The organism is uncultured Oceanisphaera sp. (assembly GCF_947495715.1).
GTDB classification, from domain to species: Bacteria; Pseudomonadota; Gammaproteobacteria; order Enterobacterales; family Aeromonadaceae; genus Oceanimonas; species Oceanimonas sediminis.
Map to the genome: position 1 here is coordinate 163,129 of NZ_CANLZU010000001.1, position 24,972 is coordinate 188,100.

Genomic DNA, 24,972 nt, shown 5'->3' on the forward strand with positions numbered 1-24,972 from the left:
GAATCGATTAAAGCTGTTGCCCCAGCCAGTCGGCAAACCCCGGCAGGGCACCGAGATGGGGCAACAGAGTCAGATTGACGTCGGGATACTGCTCCCGCTTCTGTACCACCACCGAGGGCAGGTCATTGACCACATGCCGGCCTTCGGCCAGAAAATACGGGAACAAGGTGATGTCTTTGGCACCGGCGGCTATCTGCTGGTCAATCGCCTGATCCAGAGCAGGCTCGGCCAGCTCCCAGAACGCATGAGTCATCAGCTCGAAGCGCCCGGCCATGGTCGCCGTCAGACTTTGGGCAAACGCCGCAATTTCTTCGTTGGCCGCTGCCCGGCGGCTGCCGTGGGCAACCAGAATAAATCCCTTCATGTTACTCCTGCTTTTCGCTGTACCCGCGGCGCCTGAGCCGCCAGTACGTCCACACAATAATCCCAGCTCGCAATGCGATAATGCTGAATATCTTCATCCAGATGCGTGCCCTGACTCTGCTGGTGAAACCAGGTCAGAAAACGAGAGGGGGTAATCAACTGGATCTGACTGTCGCTGTCAGTTTCGTCATCGTCCATAAAATCCAGCACATCGGCACCTTCGAGCACTCGATAGCCAAACAGATGATCAAATCTCAGCTGGTAGATAACCTGAGGCGGGGTGTCGATGTCGGTGGGCATGCCCATCGACAGCACCAGTTGGCCATTCCACACATTCTGATGCAGTTCGGTCAGCATCAGACCCTTGGTCAAGCCTCGGGCACCGGCCCATGGCGTTGCCACCTGTCGAATCGCGTTCACTTCCATCATAGCCTCCCTTGAGCGGGAACAGACTCGCTTCAGTTATAACAATCGAAGGACAAGAGGAGCAAGCAGAGAATAAAAAAACCCGGCGAAAGCCGGGTTTGGAAGCTGTTACTTGATGGCGTCTTTCAGCGCCTTGCCGGCTACGAAAGCGGGCACATTGGCGGCGGCAATCTGGATTTCGTTGCCGGTCTGGGGGTTACGACCGGTACGAGCTGCGCGATGGTTTACCTTGAAAGTACCAAAACCAACCAATTGCACCGGATCGCCTTCTTTCAGACTTTGGGTGATACCGTTCAGTACTTCTTCCAGTGCTGCCTTGGCCTGAGCCTTGCTCAAATCTGCCTTGGCGGCAATTGCATCGACAAGCTGAGTCTTGTTCATAGGGGATCCTTTCTCACTTGGCATTAAGCGGTTGCCCACTCTATTCAAATTTCAGGCTCAAGCAAAGCCTTTGTCTTGAGGCCAAATATCAAGTGCCGTTGTTTTGTTCAGAAACTGCGGAAAACATCACATTACCGCAAGGAAAAGTGCCTGTGGCCTGCGGCGACAAACGACAACAGCATAGCCGACCCCTTTCGTGACTACCAGAGTGCTCACCGGTATTCGGCACAAAACACGGAGGATGCTGCTGCAAAATACCGCCGCCGGCCCTCATCGATTTCTCGAATTCAGGACTCAAGATCCTTGATCACCACGGTGGAGTCGCAGCGACCATGACCGTCGGCCAGCAGTTTTTCATATACCTGATGCACATGTTCGGTCAGCGGCAGCGTCAGCCCCTGCTGTTCGGCCTCGTCCAGACAGATGCCCAGATCCTTGTGCATCCACTGGGCGGCAAAACCGAAATCGAACTTGCCTTCGGCCATGGTCTGGGCCCGGTTCTGCAACTGCCAGCTCTGGGCGGCACCACCGGCCAGCACGTCGATCAGGGTAGGAATGTCCAGCCCGGCCTTTTTGGCGATCATCAAGCCTTCGGCAATGCCCTGCACCGCGCCAATCACGCAAATCTGGTTCACCATCTTGCAGCGCTGACCGGCCCCCACCGAGCCCAGTCGGGTCACTTTTTTGCCATAGGCCGCCAGCACCGGCGAGGCGTCGGCCACATCCGCCTCGGCGCCGCCCACCATGACCGTCAGGGCGCCGTTTTCTGCGCCCAGCTGGCCACCGGACACCGGCGCATCGATGAAGCGGGCACCGGCTTTATTCGCCGCCACCGCCAGCTCTTCGGCCAGCATGGCCGAGGTAGTGGTGTGATCCACCAACAGCGCCCCCGCCTTGATGCCGGCCAGCACGCCGTCATCGCCATACACCACGGCACGCACGTCGTCGTCGTTGCCGACGCACAGCATCACCATATCGGCATCTTTGGCGGCCAGCGCCGGTGTCGCGCCGCGGGTGCCGCCATGACGGGACACCCAGTCGGCCGCCTTGTCTGCATTGCGGTTATAAACGCACACCTGGTGCCCGGCCTGCTGCAGATGCCCCGCCATGGGAAAGCCCATCACGCCCAGTCCGATAAATGCCAGTTTCATTATCTTTACTCCCCGTCTTGTTAACCAATATCTATATAGCCATCAATAATGGCCGAAAGCATAACGCAGCCTTTCCAATAAAGTCACACTCAGGCTACGGCTCTTTCCTTCCATAACGCTTGATAGGGCCGCCCAGCACAAAACCAGACGATAAATTTGATTATTTATTCAAAAACAGACAATAAAACCAGAAGAAAATGGTAATAAATTCAAATTTAATAACTAAATATAAACAACAGGCAACATAAAACACCATTTTATTACTAAAAAAAAAGACAAAAAAACATAACTTTGCAATAATCCCGCTCGTTACATGGATTTAACCTGGATCGCTGAACAAATATTGTGCTGCGACACCAACACTTTTCAGTAAGAGGGACTATGAATAACAACACTCCGAAAATACCCTTTGCCATGGCGATGCTGCCTATTATCCTGATGGTTGGTGCCATGCTGGTCACCATTGTCATCTTTGAAGGCAGCCCCCATATACCGCTCGCATTTGGCACCACTGTTGCCGCTCTGGTGGCCTGGAAGCATGGCTACAAATGGCAACAAATAGAAGACAGCATCTACAGCGGCATCAAGCTGGCGCTGCCGGCCGTGGTCATTATCATGCTGGTGGGTGTTGCCATCGGCGCCTGGATTGGTGGTGGTATTGTCGCCAGCATGATTTATTACGGGCTGCAGATACTTTCACCTTCTTTGTTCCTGGTCTCCATTACCCTGATCTGTGCCGTCGTGTCCATCGCCATCGGTAGTTCCTGGTCAACCATGGGTACCATCGGCATCGCCGGCATGGGGATTGGCATCAGCATGGGGATCCCCGCTCCCATGGTGGCCGGCGCCGTGATTTCCGGCTCCTATTTCGGTGACAAGCTATCGCCCCTGTCCGACACCACCAACCTGGCCGCCGGCCTGACCGGCACCGACCTGTTCGAACATATCAAGCATATGCTCTATACCACCATTCCCGGCTTGCTGATTGCTCTGGCCGTGTACTGGTATCTGGGCCTGAGCTTCGGTGCAAGCGCCAGCGAATTCGAGAACATCGCCACTACCATGGCCATATTGCAGGACAATTTTGTCATCTCCCCCTGGCTGCTGCTGATCCCGGTGTTCGTGATTGTCCTGGTCACCCGTAAGGTACCGGCGCTTCCGGCCCTGATCGTGGGTATTTCACTGGGTTTCCTCAGCCAGGTGTTCATCCAGGGTGGATCTGTCGCAGACGCGGTAAAGGCCCTGCAAGCCGGCTTCAGCATCGAAACCGGTAACGAGATGGTGGACGGCCTGTTCAACCGGGGTGGCCTGGAGTCAATGATGTATACGGTATCCATGACCATCGTTGCCATGACCCTGGGCGGCGTGCTGGAAAACACCGGTATGCTGAAGGCCATTGTCGCCAAGATCCTCAGCAAGTCCCGCTCGGCCAAGAGCCTGATACCGACCACCATCGCTTCCTGTTTCATGACCAATGCGACGTGCTCGGAGCAGTATATTTCCGTGGTGGTACCTTCCAGAATGTTTGCCGGCGCCTATAAAGAGAGAGGGCTGCACTCCAAGAACCTGTCTCGGGCCCTGGAAGACGGCGGCACCCTGACCTCGGTATTCATTCCCTGGAATACCTGCGGTGTCTTTATCCTGGCTACTCTGGGGGTTCATGCACTGGAATATGCCCCCTATGCGGTACTCAACTTCGCCGTTCCCCTGTTGTCCATCCTCTTCGCACTGACCGGTTTTTCCATCGTGAAACTGAACAGCTCGGAGCAGGTGGCGGCTGGCGCCGATGACGTCACCACCACCAGCACGGAAGAACCGGGCATGATGCAGAAGGCCGGTCACTAAGGCTCACCTCGCCGGCTCCGTTTATCCGGCGGAGCCGGCAATCAGGTATCGATTGACATGAGCAGGCCCCGGCCTGCTCTTTTCCATTTCAAGCCCGGCGAACGCCGCTACCTAGCAGGAACAGGGTAAAATGAAAAAATTCCCCAGAGTGGTATGGGATCCATCCCGCCTTCTCGCCAATGCCGCCTTTCTGGATCGGCTCTGCCATCAGCAAAAAAACTCCGTTGGCTGGATTCCGGTGACCAAGGTCACCTGCGCCGACCCCGACATTGTCGGCACGCTAATCCGGCAGGGATACGACTCCTTCGCCGACTCGAGAATAGAGAATCTCCGGCGTATCAAGCAGATGTCATCAAGCTGCCAGACCACGCTGCTGCGCCTGCCCGGGCTGCATGAGGTCGCCGAGGTGGTTCGCTACGCCGATATCAGCCTGGTATCGGAGCAGGACACCATAGCCGCGCTGCAACGCGAGGCGCAAAGAGACAACCGCCGCCATAAAATCATCCTGATGATTGAGCTGGGAGATCTACGCGAAGGCGTCTGCACCCATCAGGCGCTTGAGATGGGCCGCTTCATTCTGGAACAGGACCATGTCGAGTGGCTCGGCATCGGCACCAACCTCACCTGTTATGGCGGAGTGATCCCGACCGCCGACATCATGCTGGAGCTGACCGGCCTGAAAGCCCGGATAGCAAAAGAACTGAATCATCCCCTGACCATTGTCTCCGGCGGAAACTCCAGCCTGTTACCCCTGCTGCTCGAGCATCGGCTACCTCCCGGCATCAATCAACTCAGGCTGGGAGAGGCTCTGTTTTTCGGCCGGGAAACCGCCTATGGCCGGCACATAGCGGGTATGCATGAAGACATATTTACCCTCGAGGCCGAAGTCATAGAGGTCAAGGAGAAGCCTTCCCTGCCCAGGGGGCCTCTGGGCAAGAACGCCTTTGGTGAAACCCCCGAATTCATAGACAGGGGCATACATACCAGAGCCATCGTGGCCCTGGGAGAGCAGGACGTGCCTGTTGCCGATCTGAGCCCGCTCGATCCGGATATTTCCATCCTCGGCGGCAGCAGCGATCATCTTATTCTTGATGTCACGGGGTGCGATATAAAGGTAGGGGATGTGCTGTCGTTCCGGATGAATTATCGGGCACTACTCTATGCCATGACCTCCGGCTATGTCGGCAAATACAAACTGACAGAAGAAGAAATCGGCTCCTGCGTATCCTGATACCCATCTTTGGTATTACCGGATCGCCGGTTTTTTTTGCAGCATCCGCTGCAGGGTACGCCGGTGCATGTTCAGCGCCCTGGCGGCGGCTGAAATATTGCCATCGTGCTGTTGCAGAACAAACTGCACATACTCCCACGACTGCTTGCGCACCGAGGGCCGAAAGGCCACCAGTGCGTCAGGGGCAACCTCGGCAGGCGCCTCCGGCTGCTGAAAGGCCGCCACTATGGTGTCGACATCGGCAGGCTTGGGCAAATACTGGGTCGCGCCCAGCTTGATGGCAGTGACGGCAGTACTGATACTGGCATAACCGGTCAATACCAGAATAGCGGCGCGAGGAAAGCGCCGATGCAGCTCGGGCAGCAGTTGCAGGCCGCTTTCGGTCCCCAGATTCAAATCCAGGATGATACCGTCCGGTTCGGCTACCAACGCCAATGCATCAGCCCCGTTTTCGGCCCACACCAGCGTCAGCCCGCGCCGGGCAAAGCCGCGTTCGAGCAGATTGGCAAAGGTCGGATCGTCATCCACCAGCAGAAAATGCTGCATTCACTCACCTACGGCTGTGTCATAAAGTTTACTCTGTCGGCTCGTCGGCCAGCAGCAGCGGAATCCGAATACGGGCATAAACACCACCATTGGAATGATTACGCAGCGTCAGGCTGCCATTGAGGCGAGAAAAGGTGGCATGCGCCAGCCAGACGCCCATGCCCAGCCCCGCCGCTTTCTCCGACTCCTGCTGATTGAGCCCGGCCTGGGCCAACTGCTCTTCGCTTAAATGACCCTGACGGTTATAAATGCCGATATCGAGCAGGCTGTCGTCTACCACCGAGGTATAAAGTTCAACCCGGTTTTCGCCCGCATCGGCGGCATTATCCAGAATGTTGAGCAACGCCGACCAGAATAACTCGTCCAGCCACACTCGATAGTCCCTCCCCGGCGGTGCATTGTGCCATTGATATCGTACATCGGGTCTCAGATTGATCCAGCGGTCCAGATAGCCTTGCAGCTGACTGAACAGTAATACGGGTTCGGTCGCGGATTCTTCCTTACGCTTGAGCTGCCACAACACCTCCCGGCACAGTAACAGCTGCCGATGCAGCGTATCCAGATGCTGGCGGCCGTCATCGGACAGCGCCGGCTCGGCCGCCAGCTCTTCGGACAGTAAAAACAGATTGTTGAGCGGCGTCGACAACTGATGCGCCACCGAGGCCGACTCGATACCCAGCAGCAAAAACTGCTGCTGTTCCTGTTGCTTCTGATAGGCCTGCTGCAGTTGCCGATCCTTGTCGGCCAACAATCGCATCAGCCAGGACACCGAGGCCGTGATCAACACCGCAGACAGGCTGAAGGTCAGCCACATGCCAAGCAGATGCAGGTTGAACAGCGGTGCCGCCGCGCCATGATCGCCATGCTCCGCCGCCGACACCAATGGCCGGTACCAGTAGAACAGCAACAGATAACCCACCATGGCCACGCCAACGCTTAGCCAGGCAAACCTGGCCGAGCAGGTCAGCGCCGCAATCAGCAACGGAAACAGATACAGCGACGCCACCGGATTCATGGCCCCACCGCTGAAATAGGCCACCAGGGTCAGTACCACAATATCGACCAGCAGGCCGGTCTCTTTCACGCCGCCCAGTCGGGGCCGCTGCCATGCCAGCACGGTAGCCAGCACATTGAACAACAACAAGGCCAGCAGCAACCAGACCAACTCGACACCCAGCACCGGCAACAGCAGCCAGTCGGTCAATAACAGGGCCCCGGACAGGGCAATAAAAAACAGCCAGCGTACCGCCGGCACAAACGACAAGACACGGAACGATCGCCAGGGGACGGCCACCGGTTCGGTGCCGGATTCACGTTTCATCGGCCTCTGTTCCACCTTCTGTATGGTTCCCTCAACGCCATGATAGCGCGCCGCTCATGGCCGACTGCGACAATATGTCGCATTGAAGCCGAGGCCTCATACTCATAAAGTCTGCCGCCGTTACTCGAAACACGCACCTTTTATGCAAACACTTTTTTCTAAACGATAAACAAATCAACAAACAGAAGGCTAACGGCAACGCCCATGAAACACCATGCTCTTTTTACTCTGACGCTCCCCCTGTTCGCCATGAGCCATGCTCATGGACAATCCGATGAACCGCTTTCAAGCTCTGCCGCCACCAGTATCGTCATCACCGCATCGCCGTTGAGCCGCCCTACCCGCGTCAGCCTGGATCCAAAAGCACCGGTACAGCCGATACCGGCAGCCGATGGTGCCGGCCTGCTGAAAACCGTGCCCAACATGAGCATCACCCGCAAGGGCGGCATGGCCGGAGACCCCTTGTTTCGCGGGCTCGGCGGCTCGCGTCTGGCCATCACCAGCGACAACAGTTACGTGCTGGGTGGCTGCGCCGCGCGCATGGATCCACCTACCGCCTATCTGTTTCCCCGCTCGTTTGACGAAGTGGTGATCACCAAGGGCCCACAAACCGTAACCCAGGGGCCTGGACTGGTGGCCGGCTCCATTCGGTTTTTGCGCCATCCCCGCTATTACGACGAGGCGGCGTTTAACCTGAGTGGCGGCCTCACCACCGGCAGTGCCGACCGGTTTGATGCCTTTACCGCGCTGGATGCGGGCAATCGCCTGGGTTACCTGCATCTCAACGCCAATCACAACGAGGCGGGTGATTATAAAGACGGCGCCGGCAACCGGGTACATTCGTCTTATGACAAGAACAGCCAGAGTGTGCAGCTGGGGCTGACGCCCGACGAGCTGAGCCTGCTGGAGCTGTCTTACGACCGTAGCCGGGGCCAGGCCGCCTACGCCGATCGAAACATGGATGGCAGCCAGTTCGATCGGGATGCCTGGGGCATCAAACTGGAACGTCAGGCCATCACACCCTGGCTCGGCAAACTGCAACTGCAATACGGCCACAGTCTGGTGGATCATGTGATGGACAACTACAGCCTGCGCCCCAACAGCGGCATGTTTATGGCGATGAATCCGGAGCGCAGCACGGATACCGCCAGACTGATGGCCGAGCTGAATCTGGGCACACACCAGACTCAGGTCGGGATTGACTGGATGGAGGATAATCATCGCTCGCGAATGGGCAAAGGCATGACCGAAGCCGCCGCCGAACGCTATACTCAGGCGCCCTATACCGATACCCAGTCTTTTGAAAACCTGGGGGTCTTTGCAGAAGACCACTGGCAACTCAACGAACACCAGCGGCTGATAAGCGGCCTGCGGCTCGACCATACCCAGGCGCGCTTTGAGCAACTGCCGGCAACCAACCCGCTCAAGAAGCAGGACTACCAACTGCAGGCCGGCTTTGTGCGCCTCGAGCATCAGCAGCAGGCCTGGACCTGGTATGCGGGTTACGGCCAGGCCGAGCGTGCTCCCGATTACTGGGAGCGTAACCGCAATGGCGCGCTGAACAGTGAAACCAACCATCAACTCGATACCGGCGTTATGTATCGGGAGGGCCCACTGAGCGGATCGCTCTCACTGTTTGCCGGTTATATCGACGACTTCATTCTGGTAGACAACCTGGCCGCCCCGCAGGCCCGCAACGTGGACGCGCGTCGTGTTGGCGGCGAGGTCGAATTCAGCTGGCAGTTCACACCAGAGTGGTCACTCGGCAGTAACCTGGCTTATACCCATGGTCAGAATCACAGCGACGGCCTGCCTCTGGGCCAGACTCCCCCCCTTGAACTCAACACCAGCCTGATGTTCGACAACGGCGATTATGAGCTGGCATTGCTGATGCGCAATGTGGCCGGCCAGAGCCGCTTTGTTGAGGGCCAGGGCAATATCATCGGCCAGGATATCGGTGCTTCTTCCGGCTTCAGTGTGTTCTCGCTCAATGGCGGCTGGCAGCTCAACCCGCAACTGAAGCTGGCGGCCGGCGTCGATAATCTGCTCGACAAGGAATACAGCGAGTTTATCAATAAGCAGGAACGGTATGTCGCAGGGGCCAACCCACAAACCACGCGCATCAATGAACCCGGCCGTCAATGGTGGGCCGAGCTGCAGTTGACCTTCTGAACAAAAGCGTAAACAAGGACATAAAGACAAAAAGGGGAACGCCATGGCGTTCCCCTTTGGTTTGTTCAGGCCCGATAGAAATTAAAAAGTCAGGCCCGGCGACAATGTGGCCGGCATGCTGACCTTGTCCTCTTCCACCGAGGCCACCGGATAGGCGCAGTAGTCGGCGGCGTAATAGGCGCTGGCTCTGTGGTTGCCGCTGTCGCCGATGCCACCGAAAGGCGCGGCACTGGAGGCGCCGGTGATCGGCTTGTTCCAGTTGACGATGCCGGCCCGAATGCGACGGAAGAAGTAATCCCAGTCGTCGGCGCTGTCGGACAGCAGACCCGCCGACAGGCCGTAGCGGGTGTTGTTGGCAATCGCCAGCGCCTCGGGCAGCTCGTCATAACGGATTACCTGCAGCAGCGGACCGAAGTATTCTTCGTCCGGCAGCTCGGCAATGGCGGTCACGTCGATAATCCCCGGCGAGACCAGACCGGTACCGGCCTGCAAGGATTTAAGCATCAGCAAAGACTCGCCCCCCAGCGCCAGCAGGTGCGCCTGGGCCGCCACCATGGACCTGGCGGCCTGCTGCGAGATCATGGCACCCATGAACGGCTGCGGCTCGGCGTCGTACACACCGACCTTGATGGCTCTGGTCACGTCCAGCAACCGGGCCAGAATGCGATCACCGGCATCGCCGTTCGGCAACAGCAGACGACGAGAACAGGTGCAACGCTGGCCGGAAGTAATAAAGGCAGACTGCACTATGGTGTGCACGGCGGCGTCCACGTCTTCCACCTGGGTCACCACCAGCGGGTTGTTACCACCCATTTCCAGCGCCAGTATCTTGCCGGGCTGGCCGGAAAACTGATTATGCAGCAGGTTGCCGGTGCGCGACGAGCCGGTGAAGAAGAGGCCGTCGATACCCGGATGTGCCGCCAGCGCCTTGCCGGTATCTACTTCACCCTGTACCAGATTGAGCACGCCGGCGGGCAGGCCGGCCTGCTCCCACAGTTTGACCATTTCCTGCGCCACCATCGGGGTCAGCTCGGACGGCTTGAACACCACGGTATTACCGGCAATCAGCGCCGGTACTATGTGGCCGTTGGGCAAATGGCCGGGAAAATTATAGGGACCGAATACCGCTACCACGCCATGAGGCTTGTGGCGCACGAAGGCGCGGGCACCGGGCATGGGATTTTCTACCGTGCCGGTACGCTCGAAATAGGCTTTCTCGGAAATGCCGACCTTGCCGACCATGGCCGCCGCCTCGGTCAGGGTTTCCCACAGGGGTTTACCGGTTTCACGGGCGATAATGCGGGCCAGATGTTCCTTGTGCTCGGTCAGCAGCTCGGCGTAGCGCTTGGCAATGGCCAGGCGTTGTTCAACACCGGTATCGGCCCAGGCCACGGCTGCGTCACGTGCGGCAGCAATGGCGGCCGCCACCTGCTCGGTGCTGGCGGCAGCACCCTGCCAGATCTCTTCATTCCTGGCCGGATCCAGTGAGACGAAGACGTCACCTTCTCCTGCCAGCCACTGGCCATTAATGTATTGTACTGCTTCAGTCATCGATTCATCTCCACTACCCGGACGGTATCGCCGTCTTCCACCTTGAGCAAGCGGGCAACCTCTTCGGTTATCACCGCCTGGGCTTTTTCTTCATTAACTGCCAGATCCCCGATCAGCGCCCGGAAACCATCGAACCGGGTGTTGCTGATCAGATGCGTGCCGCTATCCACCGGCTCGCCGACATGCACCTTCAGCTGACGGCTGTTACGCACGGTACGGATTTGGCGCAAATCACATTCCACGCTGGGGCCCGCATCGAAGATGTCGACATAACCACGACAGGTGAAGCCTTCTTCTTCCAGCAGTCGTACCGCCGGGCGGGTCTTGTCATGGGGTTTGCCGATGACTGCCCGGGCCTCTTTCGACAGCAGGTTGACGTAGATCGGGTATTTTGGCATCAGATCGGCGATAAAGCCTTTCTGGCCGATACCGGTCAGGTAATCCACCGTCGGGAAGTCCATGGAGAAAAAGTGCTCTTGCAACCAGTTCCAGAACGGACTCTTGCCCTGTTCATCGGACACGCCGCGCATCTCCGCCATCACCCGGTCATCGAACAGCTCGGAAAACTCGGCCAGAAACAGGAAGCGGCACTTGGACAACAGCCGGCCGTTCAGACCCTGCCGCGCCTGCTCCCGAAGGAACAGGGTGCACAGCTCGCTGACACCGGTGAAATCGTTGGTCAGGGTCAGGGTATCGACCACGTTGTAGATACCCAGCCTCGGCGAGCTGTGCACCTGCTTGCCCAACAGATAGGTATAGAAGGGAGAAGACAGACCCACGGCCGCCTCCAGCGCTGTGGTACCCAGCACCTCGCCGGTGTCGCTGTCTTCCGCTACAAAGAAATACAGGCACTCTCCCTTGCCCGCCGGTCGACTGGCAAAAGAAGCGAGGGACTGATCTATCTTGTTTTGCAGTAATTCATCGTTCACTGGCAGCGAGGTAAAACCGTGGCCGGATTCAATGGCGATCTGCTTGAGGGTGGGGAAATCTCTCTGCTCGATGGGTCGAATCACCAACATGCAGAACTCCTTATCACAAAATTGACGACCAGAGCGAGGCGACGCTGCCCCGCTCTGAATTCCTGTCGTCGGAATAGTTTATCCGTTAACAACCCGGGCCACGGCGCGCTCGAAACGGGCCAGACCCTCAGCCACTTCTTCCTTGGTGATCACCAGAGAAGGAGCGAAACGAACCACGTTGGCGCCGGCAACCAGCACCATCAACTGCTCTTCCATCGCCGCCAGCAAAAAGTCACGGGCACGGCCCTGATACTGTTCGTTCAGCACGCAGCCCAGCAGCAGCCCCTTGCCACGCACCTGCTCGAAGCAGTGATACTTGGCATTGATGGCTTCCAGACCTTCCCGATACCAGGCTTCACGCTCTTTTACGCCTTGCAGTACCGTATCGGTGTTGACGGTATCGAACGCCGCCTCGGCCACCGCACAGGCCAGTGGGTTACCACCGTAGGTGGAGCCGTGGGTACCGACCTTGAGCGAAGCGGCAATCTTGTCGGTGGTCAGCATGGCGCCGATGGGGAAACCGCCACCCAGTGCCTTGGCGCTGGTCAGAATATCGGGAATGACATCCAGCCCCATGTACGCATAGAGATCGCCGGTACGGCCGACACCCGTCTGTACTTCGTCGTACACCAGCAGCGCATTGTGCCGATCGCACAGCTCACGTACCGCCTTGGCGAAGGCCGGATCCGGGCTGATGATGCCGCCCTCGCCCTGCAGCGGCTCCATCACCACCGCGCAGGTTTTATCGGAGATAATCGCCTTGAGCGCGTCCAGATCGTTGTAGGACACATGATCAACGTCGGCCGGCTTGGGGCCGAAACCGTCGGAATAGGCCGCCTGGCCGCCCACGGTCACGGTAAAGAAGGTACGACCGTGGAAACCCTGCTTGAAGGCGATGATCTGGGTTTTTTCCGCGCCGAAATGGTCGATGGCATAACGACGGGCCAGCTTGAAGGCCGCTTCATTGGCTTCGGCGCCGGAGTTACAGAAATAGACCTTGTCGGCAAAGGTGGCATCAACCAGCTTGCTGGCCAGGCGCAGGGCCGGCTCGTTGGTCATGACGTTGCTCAGATGCCAGAGTTTTTCACCCTGCTCTTTCAGTGCGCCAACCAGTGCCGGATGACAGTGGCCCAGACAGTTGACCGCAATGCCACCGGCAAAATCGATATACTCACGGTTTTGCTGATCCCATACCCGGGCGCCCTGGCCTCGGACCGGGATCACCTCGGCAGGAGAATAGTTGGGAACCATGACCTGGTCGAATACTTCGCGGGTGACTGCCATATCAGACATGCTTTGCTCCTCGAATACCGCAGCTTGCTCTGCGATAAAAGTTAAATCCATGTAAATTCGCAAGCATTATTGCAAACCAATGGTGACTTGTCTCTACATGACGCGAACATTTCAGTCATTTGTTCGGCGCATTTGAAAAATATAGTCATTGATATTGCATAAGCTCGCACTAAAAACGTCAGCCCGGCAATGAAGACGGACCCGGGCTGCATAAACGGGCAATTAAAAAAATTATCCGAAGACCACCAAAAGAAGGTGGAAACACCATTATTCCCGCTCTGCAGAACGCTGACGAACGAAAAACACTGATAGCCCCGATAAATAAAACTAATACCGGGAGCCGCCAGTAGAATTTCTAATACACTGCCGGCAACATAAAAGGAAGGCGCAAGGCTTAAATCAGTGCGAGGAAGTTGTTCAGCAGCCGGTGCCCGCCTTCGGTCAGGATGCTTTCGGGATGAAACTGCACGCTGTGCAGTGGCAGGGTACGGTGTTGCATGCCCATGATTTCGTCCCGCTCGCCGGCCTCGTTCTCGGTCCAGGCGGTCAGCTCGAAACAGTCCGGCAGGCTGGCAGACTCGACCACCAGCGAATGATAGCGGGTTACGGTAAGTGGATCCGGCAAGCCGGCAAACAGCCCCTGCGCCGTATGACGAATGGCCGAGGTCTTGCCGTGCATCACTCGTCGTGCGCGTACCACCTGACCGCCAAAGGCCTGGGCAATGGCCTGATGCCCGAGGCAGACGCCGAGAATGGGCAGCCGACCGGCAAAGTGTTCGATGGCCATCAGTGAAATGCCTGCCTCAAGCGGCGTGCAGGGGCCGGGCGAAATCACCAGCCCGGCCGGTTGCAGCACGGCAATCTCGTCCAGACCAATCTCATCGTTACGGCGTACCAGCACCTCTTGCCCCAGCTCGCCGAAATACTGCACCAGGTTGTAGGTAAAAGAGTCGTAGTTATCGATCATCAGCAGCATATTGAAGTTATCTCTTTGATTTCATTGAAACAGTAAAGCCTTATACTGCTTTGATACCCGCTTTGATACCCGCAATTTCATTTGATACCCAGGACCGAGACCTCAACAGCACACATGAGGATGCCGTATTTTCGCATCTATCCCGTTGGCGTCAAACTTCGGTTGCACCGCTCCTTGAACAGTCAGCCTTGAGATTCAGCAATTGGCGGCAGTACAATCGGGCTTTGACATGCGCGGTTCACTGACCATCTGGGTTGAGGAGCAAACCATTGAGCAATGGCATTGCCACCAGCACCATGGCCGCCGCGGGCGTGGCTTCATCTACAGCGATAGCGCCATTAAAACGGCGCTCATGCTCAAGGCCTTCTTCGGCTTGCCATTACGGGCGCTGGAAGGGTTCATCAACTCCATTTTCCAATTGATGGATGTCCCCCTGACCTCTTCGAGTTACAGAAGTATCAGCAAGCGCGTCCAGACCGTAAGCGTGAAAGCTACCATCAGCAGTCGCTGGCAGAAGCAGCAATGTCCCGTTACAAACAGCTGGTGATCCCCAAGCTCAGTCCGCGTCACTACAACGGTCAGGTCAGCGCGGAGTGAAGGGTAATGAACAAGGTCACCATGCCTGCTCGTCAGCCGGCCAGCTAAGGGCGATAAGCCCAATCGGGACAGGCTGTTCCGGCTCTGACTTGACCAACAGCGCCACTATTCACTTAACACAAATCTCAGCATGTTACTAAAAGCTCCCCCCTTTCCCCTTCAGCCTTTCGTATTCTTTTTTTATAAGCATTTCTAATGTTCTATGTATCGTCAGATCATAGTGTTCAACCAATTCATCAAGCTTTTTTCCAACCTCTACATCTATATATGTATTAATACTCCTTTTGGCTGCCTTTTTCTTTCTAAACTTTTTTTGCCCCCACGCATTTTTAATTTTATAGACAAACAGTTCTTTACTTGAATCAGGAATAAGCCAGTTGTAAAAAAAAGCATAAGAATATAAATATTTTTCATACGGGACTGTCGGGGGTGTTATATAAATATCATCTATAAAGTCCCACTTATACTTCACAAGAATATTAGAGTAAATGTAATCCCACACCCATTCACATTGCTCCTCATTTTTCCTATCCAACCATCTTAACTGATCGATTATGGTGTAGATATTCGTCCATTCTATGTGGGCTGAAGAAAGCAGTTTACTTTTATATTCAAAATCATCTGAGAACCTATTAAGGTACTCTATCACCAACCGTAACCTAGCTTCATGCGATGAGGGCTCAGGCATTATATCAAAACCAAGATTCTTATATCCGAGGGGTTCCCAAATAACTTTTTCAACACTACCATATTGGGTGTACATTGTTGAACCTGGCACATAATTATCATTTACATGGTGCCTTCTGAAGTAATCATGAAAGCAACCAATTCTAATCTTAACCCATAACCAGCAGCATGCTTCAGGACTCTCTCTAAGCCAGTTAACACTATCACTGGAAAAGCATTGTGATTTAGCATTGGAGATAACCTGCCCAATAAACTCATTTCGCACTTCTGTGCTTTCAATATACCTATGCACAGACCCGTTGATATCGTTCACGTAACCTTCAACATTAGGCCAGCAAGTCTCAGAGCCATTGAGCATCCCTACTCTCACCAAATAGTCTCTGCAGACTTTAAGCAGAGTTATATCTTTAATCTTCAACAGCGGGTCACCGCCTGTGGTATGAACTGCCATTTAAAACCTCAACTATAAAAAAATTAAGAGGCTCTTACCTCGCTGAGCCCCCCTAACACAAAAAAATAGTAATTCTACAAACCCACGACCTACGACCTACGACCTACGACCTCAAGCAGTAGAAGAGAAAATGCCAGAGTGAACACCTAGCCATCTGGAGCTCTAAAAAATAAATATTACTACGTAAATTTTTACTAATTTAACGAAATTTTGCAAACGAAATTACGTAAGATTATCTAGTTTTTACAGACTTATTTACCATTAATTAAAATGGCAATAAACAATTAAAATCAGAAACTTACAGGTAAAACACAGCTAATTTAAGCTTATACTTCTTACTTTATTGAGCTCATGGTGGTTAACTCCAGAGCGCCCTTCCCTCAGCATTGCTCGTTAAGGCTTGTGATTTTCCAGGCGTCCCCTTTTGTTAGCTGAGCCCTAGGATTCAGTAACGTGTCGGTTTGTCTAATATAACCATCATCACTCTATAGCCTTAGAGATGCATGCCAGCCCCCCCCCCAAACCCACAAGGGGAAGTAACGAACCCAAATATCATCAGAAATATATTATTACACTGAAGCCTACTCCTATGGACTACGACCATAGGAAGAAAGAAGAATGAACAGCAAACCAAGCCAATCACCAACCGCACCCTCAACAGTAATTAGTCATCGGGGAGAGCTGAACCAGAGCCACCTTTCTCGGATCAAGGAAACCCTAGAAAAAGCACTGACCGAACACCCGAGAACACTTGCCATAAGGGTGGATTTGAGGATGCCTTCAGTTTCAGCTTGTCACCTGGAGAGAGACAGCCCTGTATTTTTCACCAATAGCAAAGAGGAGCTCATCTCCAGGTTTTTCGCCTCACTAAAAGCTCAGCTTAATCATGACCAGAGCAAGAGAATTAAGGCCGGCGTCAGGGTGCATAAGTGCACATTGCGGTCCATATGGGCAAGAGAAAGGAGTGAAAATCATAAGGAGCACTACCATGTCATGCTATTTCTCAACAAGGACACCTATCGCTTCATTGGGAGTTATAAAAACGAAAGCAACGTGCTGGTCAATATGGTCCGTAAAGCATGGAATAGTGCATTAGGTCTAGATGCAGATAATAGAAACCACTTGGTTCACATCCCTCAGAACCCCTTCTACCAGATGAACAGAAACGACCTTGTTAACCACCTCCAGGAATATCAGGAGGTTTACTATCGAGCCAGTTATCTAGCAAAGGTTGAGAGTAAAGACCGCAGTGATGGACGGCGATGCTTTGGCTGCTCACAAAAATAGAGCAGCATCACCCTTAGCCACTCCGCTACCAGATACCTAACGTAAATTTGTACACAGCTGGCATATGTCATGACCAAAACAACCGGAGTTCGTCATGAGATTAATCAAACTTAAAGAAGTCATGGATTGCACTGGGCTGGCTCGTTCTACTATCTACAAGTTCATATCCGAGGATAGTTTCCCTAAACCTGTCCCCCTGGGTGAACGTGCTGTGGCCTGGATAGAAGGTGAAATCCAGGAATGGATTCTCGAACGTATCGCTCTGCGAGACGGCAACACCACCACCAAGCCAAACCAGTAGCAAGTCTATAGCCCTGCAAGCAGACCATTCAAGTTTATTTCAAAAACATATCACCCTACTGATATTTGCAGGGCCTCACAGCCCAATCCCCCCTCGTCTGGGCCTCCCAGGCGTCAATGGAGTATTTGTTATGTCTCACCTCGTCGAATCCATGGCCTACGTGGGCCAAACGCCCTGGCATGGACTGGGCAATCAGCTCAGTCGCCAGCAGCCGCTGTCGGTCTGGCTCAAGGAGGCCGGCATGGACTGGTCCATCAAGCAAAGCGATGTCATGTTCAACGCCGCCGATGACGGACTGTTCCTGCGCAGTCACGAAGGTGCTCAGGTGCTGTATCGCTCCGATACTCTGGCCCCGCTGTCGGTGGTATCCAATCGCTACAAGGTAGTGCAGCCCAAGGAGGTGCTGCATTTCTATAAAGACCTGGTGCATGCCGGTGGCTTTGAGCTGGAAACCGCCGGTGTGCTCAAAGGCGGTCGCAAGCTGTGGGCGCTGGCCAAAACCGGCCAGGCAGACAAGCTCAAGGGGAACGATCACATCAAGGGCTATCTGCTGCTGGCCACCAGTTGCGATGGCACCCTGTGTACCACGGCACAGTTCACCTCGGTGCGGGTGGTGTGCAACAACACTTTGCAGGTGGCCGTTAACCAGAAAGCCGGGGCCATCAAGGTGCCCCACTCCACCGTGTTTAACCCCAAACAGGTAAAAGAGGCCCTGGGGCTGGGCCTGTCGAGCTGGGATACCTTCATGTGCGACCTGAAGGCCATGAGCCAACGCCCTGTTTCACCGGAAGAAGCGCACCGCTTCTTTGCTGAAGTGCTGGACGACCCATGTTTAAGTGAAACCGATTTATCCCCTTCCAAACCCATGCAGCAATTGCTGAGCCTGTACGACGGTGCCGGTATGGGCGCTGACCTGGCTTCCAGCAAAAACACCGCCTGGGGCCTGGTGAACGCCATGACCGAGTTTGTGGATCATCACCGCCGTGCCCGCAGCCAAGACAACCGGCTCGACTCCGCCTGGTTTGGGCTCGGATCCCAGCTCAAGCAAAAAGCCTACGGCCAGGCCATGGCCCTACTTTCCTGAATTCATTACTCACACAGCCCCCATAGGCCCTGCTGGCAAAAGCCAGCAGGGCCTTTATGCGTTAAGGAGACTCATCATGAAAACTCGTTACTCTCAAGCCCTGCGTCTGGCAGACACCAAGGCACTCACTCACCAACAATGGCTGCAGGTGCGCCAGTCCGGTATTGGCTCATCCGATGCCGCCGTGGCCATTGGACTCTCTTCCTACAAGAGCCCCTTGTCACTCTGGCTGGAGAAAACTAATCGTCGTCCTGCCCCAGACCTGAGCAACAACGAAGCGGTGTTCTGGGGCACCACGCTGGAGCCGGTGCTGGCTTACGTTTATGCCCAACGCACCAAGCTCAAGGTGCGCCGGGTGAATGCGGTGCTGCAGCACCCGGATCATCCCTTCATGCTCGCCAACCTGGATCGGGAAGTGCTGGGACACCCCGATGGCGTGGGCACGCTGGAGATCAAGACCGCCGGCTATCACTCCGCGCCCCAGTGGGAGCAGGGCATTCCCCTCGCCTATCAGTGCCAGGTGCTGCATCAGCTGGCCGTCACTGGTCACGCCTGGGCCGATGTGGCGGTACTGATCGCCGGGCAGGATTTTCGTATCTACCGCATCAATCGGGACGACGACAAAATTGCCGATCTCATTCGGCGGGAAAATGCCTTCTGGCAACACGTGGTCAACGCCACTCAGCCGGAGCCGGACGGTTCGGCAGACGCCGGCCAGGCCCTGCAGGCGCTTTATCCCGAAGACAAGACACCGGTGCTGGATCTCACCGAATCGGCGGAAATGAACACCCTGTTCAGCCACTTTCTAAGTGCCAAGGAGAAGAAGGAAGAAGCCGAAGCCCGGGAGTCCAGGCTCAAGCAACAACTTCAGGCCGCCCTGGGCGATGCCGGCGGAGCGGTATTTCAGGAAGGAAAGATCAGCTGGAAACGCAGCCGTGATCGGGTGGTGCCCGATATCGAAAAGCTCAGTAACTCCCATCCTGAATGGCTGCAGCATTGCAGCAAAACCGTACCCGGCTCTCGCCGCTTTACCGTGCAACTGCAAAGGAGCAAGTCATGATCAAGGGACTGGCCATCACACCGCCCATTATTGGGCGGATCAGCATTGGCAAGCTGGTCAACAAAAACGACAAGTGGCTGCCGGAAAAGGACGACAGCTTTACCCTCACCACCCAGGTTCAAAACCGTAACGGCTGGATGCTGCATCCGCTGCACCAGCAATACGCTGAAACGGCGGCCAACGGCAAGATCCGGGCGATCCCGGTGCGAGTATTGTTCAACGACAGTGATCTGAACCTGCGGGCCGAGTACAGCGCCTTTGATCGCAGTACCGGACGGCCATTGTGCGTGGGTAATGGCGAGAGCGCCAAACGCGTTAATGAAGGAGGAATAGAAGAAGTGACTTGCCCGGGGCCGGAGTATTGCCGCTTTGCCCATGAGCAGGGCTGCAAGCTTTATGGTCGCCTTAATCTGCAGGTGGAAGGCCAGAACGACGAGCTGGGCAGCTTTATCTTTCGCACCACGGGTTACAACTCGGTGCGAACCCTGGCGGCCCGGCTCAGGTACTTTGAGGCGGTAACCGGTGGCCATACCCGGCACTTGGCACTGCAACTCAAGCTCAGGGCCAAGAGCACAACCCAGTCTTACCGCACTCCGGTGTACTACGTGGATTTAACCCTGCGCGACGAGGACACCCTGGCGAAAGCGGTCAGCACGGCCTTGCAGGAAGCCGAGCACTACCGGCAGGCTGGCGTGGACATGGCCAGCCTGGAACACACCGCCAGGCAACTGCTGTACAACGGCCAGTTTGAAGACGGTGAAGATGAAGTCCCGCTGTTACTGGACGAGTTCTACCCGGAGCAAACCGAGCATCCTGAGCTTGCCCAAGACGCCAAACCTGCCACACTGGTCAAGGCTACTCGCCTGACCAACAAACTCGGCACTGTCGTTCCATCAACCAAGTAAAAACGAGACTCAGAATGAACAAACCCTGGATTGAATGGCTTGCCTGGGGGCTGTTAATCATCATTGTTGTCGTTTCAGTTTATCTGGAAGTGAAACGCTTCTAGCCCTCACGCCCTGGTTATACATATCCCTTTCCTGCGCCGCCATTGAGCGGCGTTTTTTTATGCCTGGAGGATCCCATGAGCAATAACATCTTTATCGCCGGTGAGCAGTCCGGCACTTACCTGGCCCCCGGTCCGGTGACCGAGGCCGACATTCTGCACATGGCCCACAAGCTGGCCCGCCGGCGGCTGGCTAAGGGCAGGGTACTCGACGCCCCGAGCAAAACCTTTGAGGCGCTGCAAACCCTGCTGCAGGAATGCGAGCATGAAATTTTTGCGGTGGTCCTGCTCGACAACCAGCACCGCATACTGCGCTTCGAGCAGCTGTTTCGCGGCACCATCGACGCCGCCAGCGTTTACCCCAGGGAGGTGGTCAAGCTGGCTTTAACCTGCAACGCAGCCGCCGCCATCTTTGTGCACAACCACCCTTCCGGCGATCCCGAGCCAAGCCGGGCGGACGTGGCCATTACCCAGCGCCTGCGCGATGCGCTTAACTTGGTCGATATCCGCACCCTGGATCATGTGGTTGTTGGCTTGGAAGGCTGCGTGTCTCTGGCTGAGCGCGGCCAGATTTAACCCAAGGAGTCCCCATGGAGTTCAACCCAAATGAGCTGGAGCCCCAGTTCAACGAGCAACGGTTCTGGCGCAAGCTCAGGACCAACCTGCGCCGGGCAGGTAAAGAAGTGATCCGCCACTGCCTGTGTCTGCACTACGCAGCCCAGAAGCCGGAGACCCCGCTCTGGGCCAAGACGGTGGTGTATGGTGCACTGGCCTACTTCCTCATCCCATTGGATGCCATTCCGGATGCTGTTTTCGTGATTGGCTACAGCGATGACCTAGCGGTGCTGAGCGCCGCCCTGGTCACCATCTCGCTGTACGTGGATGCCGAGGTAGAGCTGCAAGCCGACCGCAAGCTGCGGGAGTGGTTTGGGGACTGAAAAGCAAAAAAGCGACAGCGAGTCGCTTTTTTTTTGTTCCGAGTAATGCAATCAATCTCTACTTGCCGTTGCTACTGTCAAAACACTGTCTGGACAGTTGGTACAGCGCCTGCGTGGCGGACAGGTGACAGGGCACCAACCCAAACGACACGAAACGTCGCCCGCCCCCATACTCTGATGGCTCCTCCCCATTTCAGGAGCAGCCGATGCCACCACTGCACACCCTTCCCCACCATCCGCGCAAACGCCTACAGACTTGCGCGTTGTCACACTCACCCCACCCGCCGCTGCCCTTGCTGTGGGCGCTGCGCCTGCTGGTGCTGGCCGGCGGAGCCCGGCTGGCCTTGAGCAAACACCGCCACGAGTTGGACGAACTGCTGCAATCCCTGGAGCCCGGGCTGGACGCATCCACACTGGCCCCTTCCGACGTCAGCTGGGCGACAGCCTAGGACTGGAAGAGGCTGAACTCAACATGCTGGCATTTCTGGTGCTGGTGCCGCTGGACAATGTGCTGAGCAACACCTTGGAGCTGCTGCACCAACACTGGATGGGCGGCCTAGTTCAGACCGAGCGCCATGGCAACGGCCTGGAGCTGATGCGCGGCCTGGACGACATTCTGCTGTATGAGGAAGACGGACCTCGCAGCCTGTTGACCACCTTTGTCCAACAGCCAGCAGGTGTTGCGCCAGGATAACCACAGCCTGGTGCTGTTCGACGAGGTGGAAGACGTGCTCAACGAGCAGACCTGCGAGGGCCGGAAGGCCTGGGTGGTAAAAAAACTCGGATATCGCAAGGCTAAAAAAGTGGAGAACGCTATGGAAGACATTCTGGCCAACCTGTATCAGGCCCTGGGCTACCGTTGGAAGCGGCTGAGTCAGCAGCGCCAACCTTCACTGTTCAACCCAGCGCTATGCGCCACCGACACTGCGCAGGGGCCCATCATCCGGGAGCTGAAACGCAGCGGCATGGGCCGGCTGTGCCTTTATGGTCCCCCCGGCACCGGCAAGAGCGCCATGGCGGGCCACCTGGCCGACGCGTTGGAAAGACCCCTGGTCACCAAAAAGGCCTCCGACCTGCTCGCCCCCTATGTGGAAGGCACTGAGCAAAAGCTGGCCGCAGCCTTTGCCGAGGCCAAAGCCTGTGGCGGCATCCTGCTGATTGACGAGTCTGACAGCCTCCTGGCCAGCCGCGCCAGCGCTGTGCGCAACTGGGAAGTGAGTCAGGTCAACGAATTATTGGTTCAAATGGAGCAATATCCAGGCATTCTGGTGATGGCTACCAACTTTATGGATCACCTGGACGCGGACGCCCTGCGCCGGTTCGACTTCAAGATAGGCTTTGACTATTTCAACGCAGAGCAGGCCTGGATGTATTTCAATACGGTACTGGGCCAGCAACTACAGGGGGAATTCCAGAAGCAGGAAGCCGCCCATCTGCATTCGGCCCTGATCCGGCTTGAGCAACTGACTCCAGGCGATTTCGCCGCCGTGCTACGTCGATATAGCGTGAGGGGCGAGCGCCTGAGTCCGGAAAATCTGCTCGCCGGGCTGGAGCAGGAACACGCCCTGAAAACCCGGGAGCAGTCCAGGCCCATCGGCTTTGCGGCCATAGGCGACTGAGGCCGACAGAGCCGGCCTAACAGTCGGTGTGAACCGCCCGCAAACCACAGACACAAACAACACTTTATGGGGTATTCTGCCGCTTACGTCAGGATGCCGATACAACAACAGGAACACTCATGGACACCCTTTTCCGCCATATTGCCATGTTGCAATTGATCCCGCGTGCGCCCCAATACAAGGCCACAACCACCCTGCAAACCCTGCTCGAAGAAAAGGGCTTCACGGTCAACCTTCGCTCCATTCAGCGGGATCTGGAAAAAATATCCGGACATTATCCGCTCATCTGCGACCAGAGCGAACGGCCCTACCGCTGGTCGTTCGACCCGAATTTCAAAAGCACCCTGCCCGCCATGGACACCGCCACCGCCCTGACCCTAGTGCTGGCGGAGGAATACCTCAAGGGCCTGTTGCCCCAAATAGCGGTAGACAAGCTCAGCCCTCAGTTTCACGACGCACGCAAGTTTCTGGACGGCCTGCGAGAAAATGGCTTTGCTGAATGGGTCCGCCAGGTGCGCGCCATTCCCAATGGCAAGGCACTGCTGCCGGCGGCCATCACCCCGCTGGTGTGGCAGGGCATCAGCGATGCCCTGCTCCAGCGCCAGGCGATAAAGGTGCATTATCTCAGCAGACAAAAACAGGAAGTAAAACAGTTCACCCTGCACCCCCAGGGGCTGGTGGTGCGCCATAGCGTCAGCTACCTGCTGGCCACGGTGAACGACTATGAAGACATTCGCCAGTTCGCCCTGCACCGCATTCAGCAACTGGCACCGAGCGAATCATCTTTTCGGCCTCACCCCACCTTTAGAGTGGAAAACTACATCGCCGACGGCGCCTTCGGCTATCCGCTGGACCGGCAACAGGTGCAACTGGTAGCCAGAATCGATCCAAGCGTGGGCTGGACTCTGGCGGAAACCCCGGTCAGCGAACAGCAACAGCTGTCCAAGCCCGACGAGAACGGCTGGGTCACCCTCACCGCCACCGTACCCAACGATCAGCAAACCCAGTGGTGGCTAATGGGCTTTGGCGCCCGGGTGGAAGTATTAGAGCCTATTGAATGGCGAGAAGCCATCGCCGAGCAGGCCAGCAGGATGATGGCCATGTATGCCCGGGAGGAATGTCAGCTGACCGAGGGATAACTGGCTTCGCCCCATACCAGCTCGGCATGGTCCATCATGATGCCGATGATCACCGGCACCAGCTCCCCCAAAATGGCGTTAGCGTCGCGCAGTTGCTGTCGGTTCATGTGGCTATTCCAGGATCAGCTCGTGCGCAGGGTATACAGCCGGTTAAACACCACTGCCAGCACACTGGCCGCTTCCTTACCAGCCAGCGCCGCATTGGCAAACCGCTTGGCAGCGGCAAATCGGTTTCCCCAGTTTTCTCCCGTCGCCAGGCCATTGCAATGATCCCAGAACGGCTGATAGACATAGGGATTGTCGAGCAACACTCGAATGGCCCCGGAATAACGCTGCCAGACCAGATCGTAAAGCTGCCGCCTCGTGTCCAGCTCCACCAGCCGGCCAGATAACGATTGAATTTATCCCCTTCCAGCATGCGCTGTTCGCCTAGTTCGTTGGCATAGGCTGCGTTAAAGGTAATCCACAGGAATACAAAGCGGCCGTCTTCGTCATCACACTGTTCAGCCCGGTGCAGCCAAATCAGGG

Annotated in this window: 27 protein-coding genes and 1 pseudogene; 15 read left to right on the forward strand and 13 right to left on the reverse strand. The window is 56.1% G+C overall.

Annotation, left to right across the window (positions count from 1 at the left end; all coding sequences use genetic code 11):
- Nucleotides 1-7: 7 nt before the first annotated feature.
- From Q0753_RS00735 to Q0753_RS00750, 4 genes are all read right to left on the reverse strand, one after another.
- Nucleotides 8-364, reverse strand: a complete 357-nt coding sequence (locus Q0753_RS00735; RefSeq protein ID WP_298715819.1) for a CbiX/SirB N-terminal domain-containing protein — start codon at nt 362-364, stop codon at nt 8-10.
- Entirely contained in the window at nt 361-792 is a 432-nt protein-coding gene (locus tag Q0753_RS00740) for a hypothetical protein (protein ID WP_298715821.1), read from the reverse strand. The genes Q0753_RS00735 and Q0753_RS00740 overlap by 4 nt, the downstream gene beginning before the upstream one ends.
- A 105-nt stretch (nt 793-897) precedes the next feature.
- Entirely contained in the window at nt 898-1,170 is a 273-nt protein-coding gene (gene hupA, locus Q0753_RS00745) for a nucleoid-associated protein HU-alpha (protein WP_204796192.1), read from the reverse strand.
- A gap of 287 nt (nt 1,171-1,457) precedes the next feature.
- A complete protein-coding gene (locus tag Q0753_RS00750) occupies nt 1,458-2,321 on the reverse strand; it encodes an NAD(P)-dependent oxidoreductase (protein WP_298715825.1) in 864 nt (287 codons plus the stop codon).
- 381 nt (nt 2,322-2,702) lie between these two features.
- On the opposite strand from Q0753_RS00750, the gene nhaC reads away from it, so the two are divergent.
- Together nhaC and Q0753_RS00760 are read left to right on the forward strand one after the other, a co-directional pair.
- Nucleotides 2,703-4,166 carry a Na+/H+ antiporter NhaC gene (gene nhaC / locus Q0753_RS00755; RefSeq protein WP_298715827.1) on the forward strand — a complete coding sequence of 488 codons (1,464 nt, stop codon included), beginning with the start codon at nt 2,703-2,705 and terminating at the stop codon, nt 4,164-4,166.
- A 130-nt stretch (nt 4,167-4,296) separates the two neighbouring features.
- Nucleotides 4,297-5,397, forward strand: a complete 1,101-nt coding sequence (locus tag Q0753_RS00760; protein ID WP_298715830.1) for an alanine/ornithine racemase family PLP-dependent enzyme — start codon at nt 4,297-4,299, stop codon at nt 5,395-5,397.
- A gap of 15 nt (nt 5,398-5,412) precedes the next feature.
- Here the strand turns inward: Q0753_RS00760 and Q0753_RS00765 are convergent, their stop codons facing one another.
- Both Q0753_RS00765 and Q0753_RS00770 read right to left on the reverse strand, forming a co-directional pair.
- The gene (locus tag Q0753_RS00765) at nt 5,413-5,943 is read right to left on the reverse strand and encodes a response regulator (protein ID WP_298715832.1); all 531 of its coding nucleotides are present in this window, start codon (nt 5,941-5,943) and stop codon (nt 5,413-5,415) included.
- A gap of 28 nt (nt 5,944-5,971) precedes the next feature.
- Nucleotides 5,972-7,264, reverse strand: a complete 1,293-nt coding sequence (locus Q0753_RS00770) for a sensor histidine kinase (protein WP_298715834.1) — start codon at nt 7,262-7,264, stop codon at nt 5,972-5,974.
- A 204-nt stretch (nt 7,265-7,468) separates the two neighbouring features.
- On the opposite strand from Q0753_RS00770, the gene Q0753_RS00775 reads away from it, so the two are divergent.
- Nucleotides 7,469-9,436 (forward strand): TonB-dependent copper receptor, encoded by a 1,968-nt coding sequence (locus tag Q0753_RS00775; protein WP_298715835.1) that lies wholly within the window; start codon nt 7,469-7,471, stop codon nt 9,434-9,436.
- 81 nt (nt 9,437-9,517) lie between these two features.
- Here Q0753_RS00775 and astD read toward each other — a convergent pair whose 3' ends face one another.
- From astD to Q0753_RS00795, 4 genes are all read right to left on the reverse strand, one after another.
- Nucleotides 9,518-10,987, reverse strand: coding sequence for a succinylglutamate-semialdehyde dehydrogenase (gene astD, locus Q0753_RS00780; protein ID WP_298715837.1), 1,470 nt, complete (start codon nt 10,985-10,987; stop codon nt 9,518-9,520).
- Entirely contained in the window at nt 10,984-12,006 is a 1,023-nt protein-coding gene (gene astA, locus Q0753_RS00785) for an arginine N-succinyltransferase (RefSeq protein WP_298715839.1), read from the reverse strand. Before astA ends, astD begins: the two co-directional genes overlap by 4 nt.
- A gap of 78 nt (nt 12,007-12,084) precedes the next feature.
- Complete coding sequence (locus Q0753_RS00790; protein WP_298715843.1) at nt 12,085-13,299, reverse strand: aspartate aminotransferase family protein; 1,215 nt, start codon at nt 13,297-13,299, stop codon at nt 12,085-12,087.
- 394 nt (nt 13,300-13,693) lie between these two features.
- Complete coding sequence (locus Q0753_RS00795) at nt 13,694-14,275, reverse strand: aminodeoxychorismate/anthranilate synthase component II (RefSeq protein ID WP_298715845.1); 582 nt, start codon at nt 14,273-14,275, stop codon at nt 13,694-13,696.
- A gap of 188 nt (nt 14,276-14,463) precedes the next feature.
- Between Q0753_RS00795 and Q0753_RS00800 the strand changes: the two are divergent.
- Nucleotides 14,464-14,765, forward strand: a pseudogene (locus Q0753_RS00800) (transposase); the annotation flags it as partial.
- 243 nt (nt 14,766-15,008) lie between these two features.
- On the opposite strand, the gene Q0753_RS00805 reads toward Q0753_RS00800, so the two are convergent.
- Nucleotides 15,009-16,010 carry a hypothetical protein gene (locus Q0753_RS00805; protein WP_298715847.1) on the reverse strand — a complete coding sequence of 334 codons (1,002 nt, stop codon included), beginning with the start codon at nt 16,008-16,010 and terminating at the stop codon, nt 15,009-15,011.
- 618 nt (nt 16,011-16,628) lie between these two features.
- Between Q0753_RS00805 and Q0753_RS00810 the strand changes: the two genes are divergently transcribed.
- The 11 genes from Q0753_RS00810 (at nt 16,629) to Q0753_RS00860 (ending at nt 24,444) form a co-directional block, all read left to right on the forward strand.
- Nucleotides 16,629-17,297: an inovirus Gp2 family protein gene (locus Q0753_RS00810; protein WP_298715849.1), complete on the forward strand. Its 669-nt coding sequence runs from the start codon at nt 16,629-16,631 to the stop codon at nt 17,295-17,297.
- Between the two features lie 94 nt (nt 17,298-17,391).
- A complete protein-coding gene (locus Q0753_RS00815) occupies nt 17,392-17,598 on the forward strand; it encodes an AlpA family transcriptional regulator (protein ID WP_298715851.1) in 207 nt (68 codons plus the stop codon).
- A 130-nt stretch (nt 17,599-17,728) separates the two neighbouring features.
- A complete protein-coding gene (locus Q0753_RS00820) occupies nt 17,729-18,682 on the forward strand; it encodes a DUF932 domain-containing protein (protein WP_298715853.1) in 954 nt (317 codons plus the stop codon).
- 76 nt (nt 18,683-18,758) lie between these two features.
- Nucleotides 18,759-19,742 (forward strand): lambda-exonuclease family protein, encoded by a 984-nt coding sequence (locus Q0753_RS00825; RefSeq protein ID WP_298715854.1) that lies wholly within the window; start codon nt 18,759-18,761, stop codon nt 19,740-19,742.
- Nucleotides 19,739-20,647, forward strand: coding sequence for a hypothetical protein (locus Q0753_RS00830; protein WP_298715856.1), 909 nt, complete (start codon nt 19,739-19,741; stop codon nt 20,645-20,647). Before Q0753_RS00825 ends, Q0753_RS00830 begins: the two co-directional genes overlap by 4 nt.
- Before the next feature lie 179 nt (nt 20,648-20,826).
- Entirely contained in the window at nt 20,827-21,324 is a 498-nt protein-coding gene (gene radC / locus Q0753_RS00835) for a DNA repair protein RadC (RefSeq protein ID WP_298715858.1), read from the forward strand.
- 14 nt (nt 21,325-21,338) lie between these two features.
- Nucleotides 21,339-21,686 (forward strand): YkvA family protein, encoded by a 348-nt coding sequence (locus Q0753_RS00840; protein WP_298715860.1) that lies wholly within the window; start codon nt 21,339-21,341, stop codon nt 21,684-21,686.
- Nucleotides 21,687-21,949: 263 nt separating this feature from the next.
- A complete protein-coding gene (locus tag Q0753_RS00845; RefSeq protein ID WP_298715862.1) occupies nt 21,950-22,135 on the forward strand; it encodes a hypothetical protein in 186 nt (61 codons plus the stop codon).
- Nucleotides 22,136-22,158: 23 nt separating this feature from the next.
- Nucleotides 22,159-22,380, forward strand: a complete 222-nt coding sequence (locus Q0753_RS00850; RefSeq protein ID WP_298715864.1) for a hypothetical protein — start codon at nt 22,159-22,161, stop codon at nt 22,378-22,380.
- A complete protein-coding gene (locus tag Q0753_RS00855) occupies nt 22,346-23,305 on the forward strand; it encodes an ATP-binding protein (protein ID WP_298715866.1) in 960 nt (319 codons plus the stop codon). The genes Q0753_RS00850 and Q0753_RS00855 overlap by 35 nt, the downstream gene beginning before the upstream one ends.
- A gap of 119 nt (nt 23,306-23,424) precedes the next feature.
- Nucleotides 23,425-24,444 carry a WYL domain-containing protein gene (locus tag Q0753_RS00860; protein ID WP_298715868.1) on the forward strand — a complete coding sequence of 340 codons (1,020 nt, stop codon included), beginning with the start codon at nt 23,425-23,427 and terminating at the stop codon, nt 24,442-24,444.
- Here the strand turns inward: Q0753_RS00860 and Q0753_RS00865 are convergent.
- The gene (locus tag Q0753_RS00865) at nt 24,426-24,551 is read right to left on the reverse strand and encodes a hypothetical protein (protein ID WP_298715870.1); all 126 of its coding nucleotides are present in this window, start codon (nt 24,549-24,551) and stop codon (nt 24,426-24,428) included. The two genes, Q0753_RS00860 and Q0753_RS00865, sit on opposite strands and share 19 nt — an antisense overlap.
- A 15-nt stretch (nt 24,552-24,566) precedes the next feature.
- Nucleotides 24,567-24,821 carry a hypothetical protein gene (locus Q0753_RS00870; protein WP_298715873.1) on the reverse strand — a complete coding sequence of 85 codons (255 nt, stop codon included), beginning with the start codon at nt 24,819-24,821 and terminating at the stop codon, nt 24,567-24,569.
- Nucleotides 24,822-24,972 lie beyond the last annotated feature (151 nt).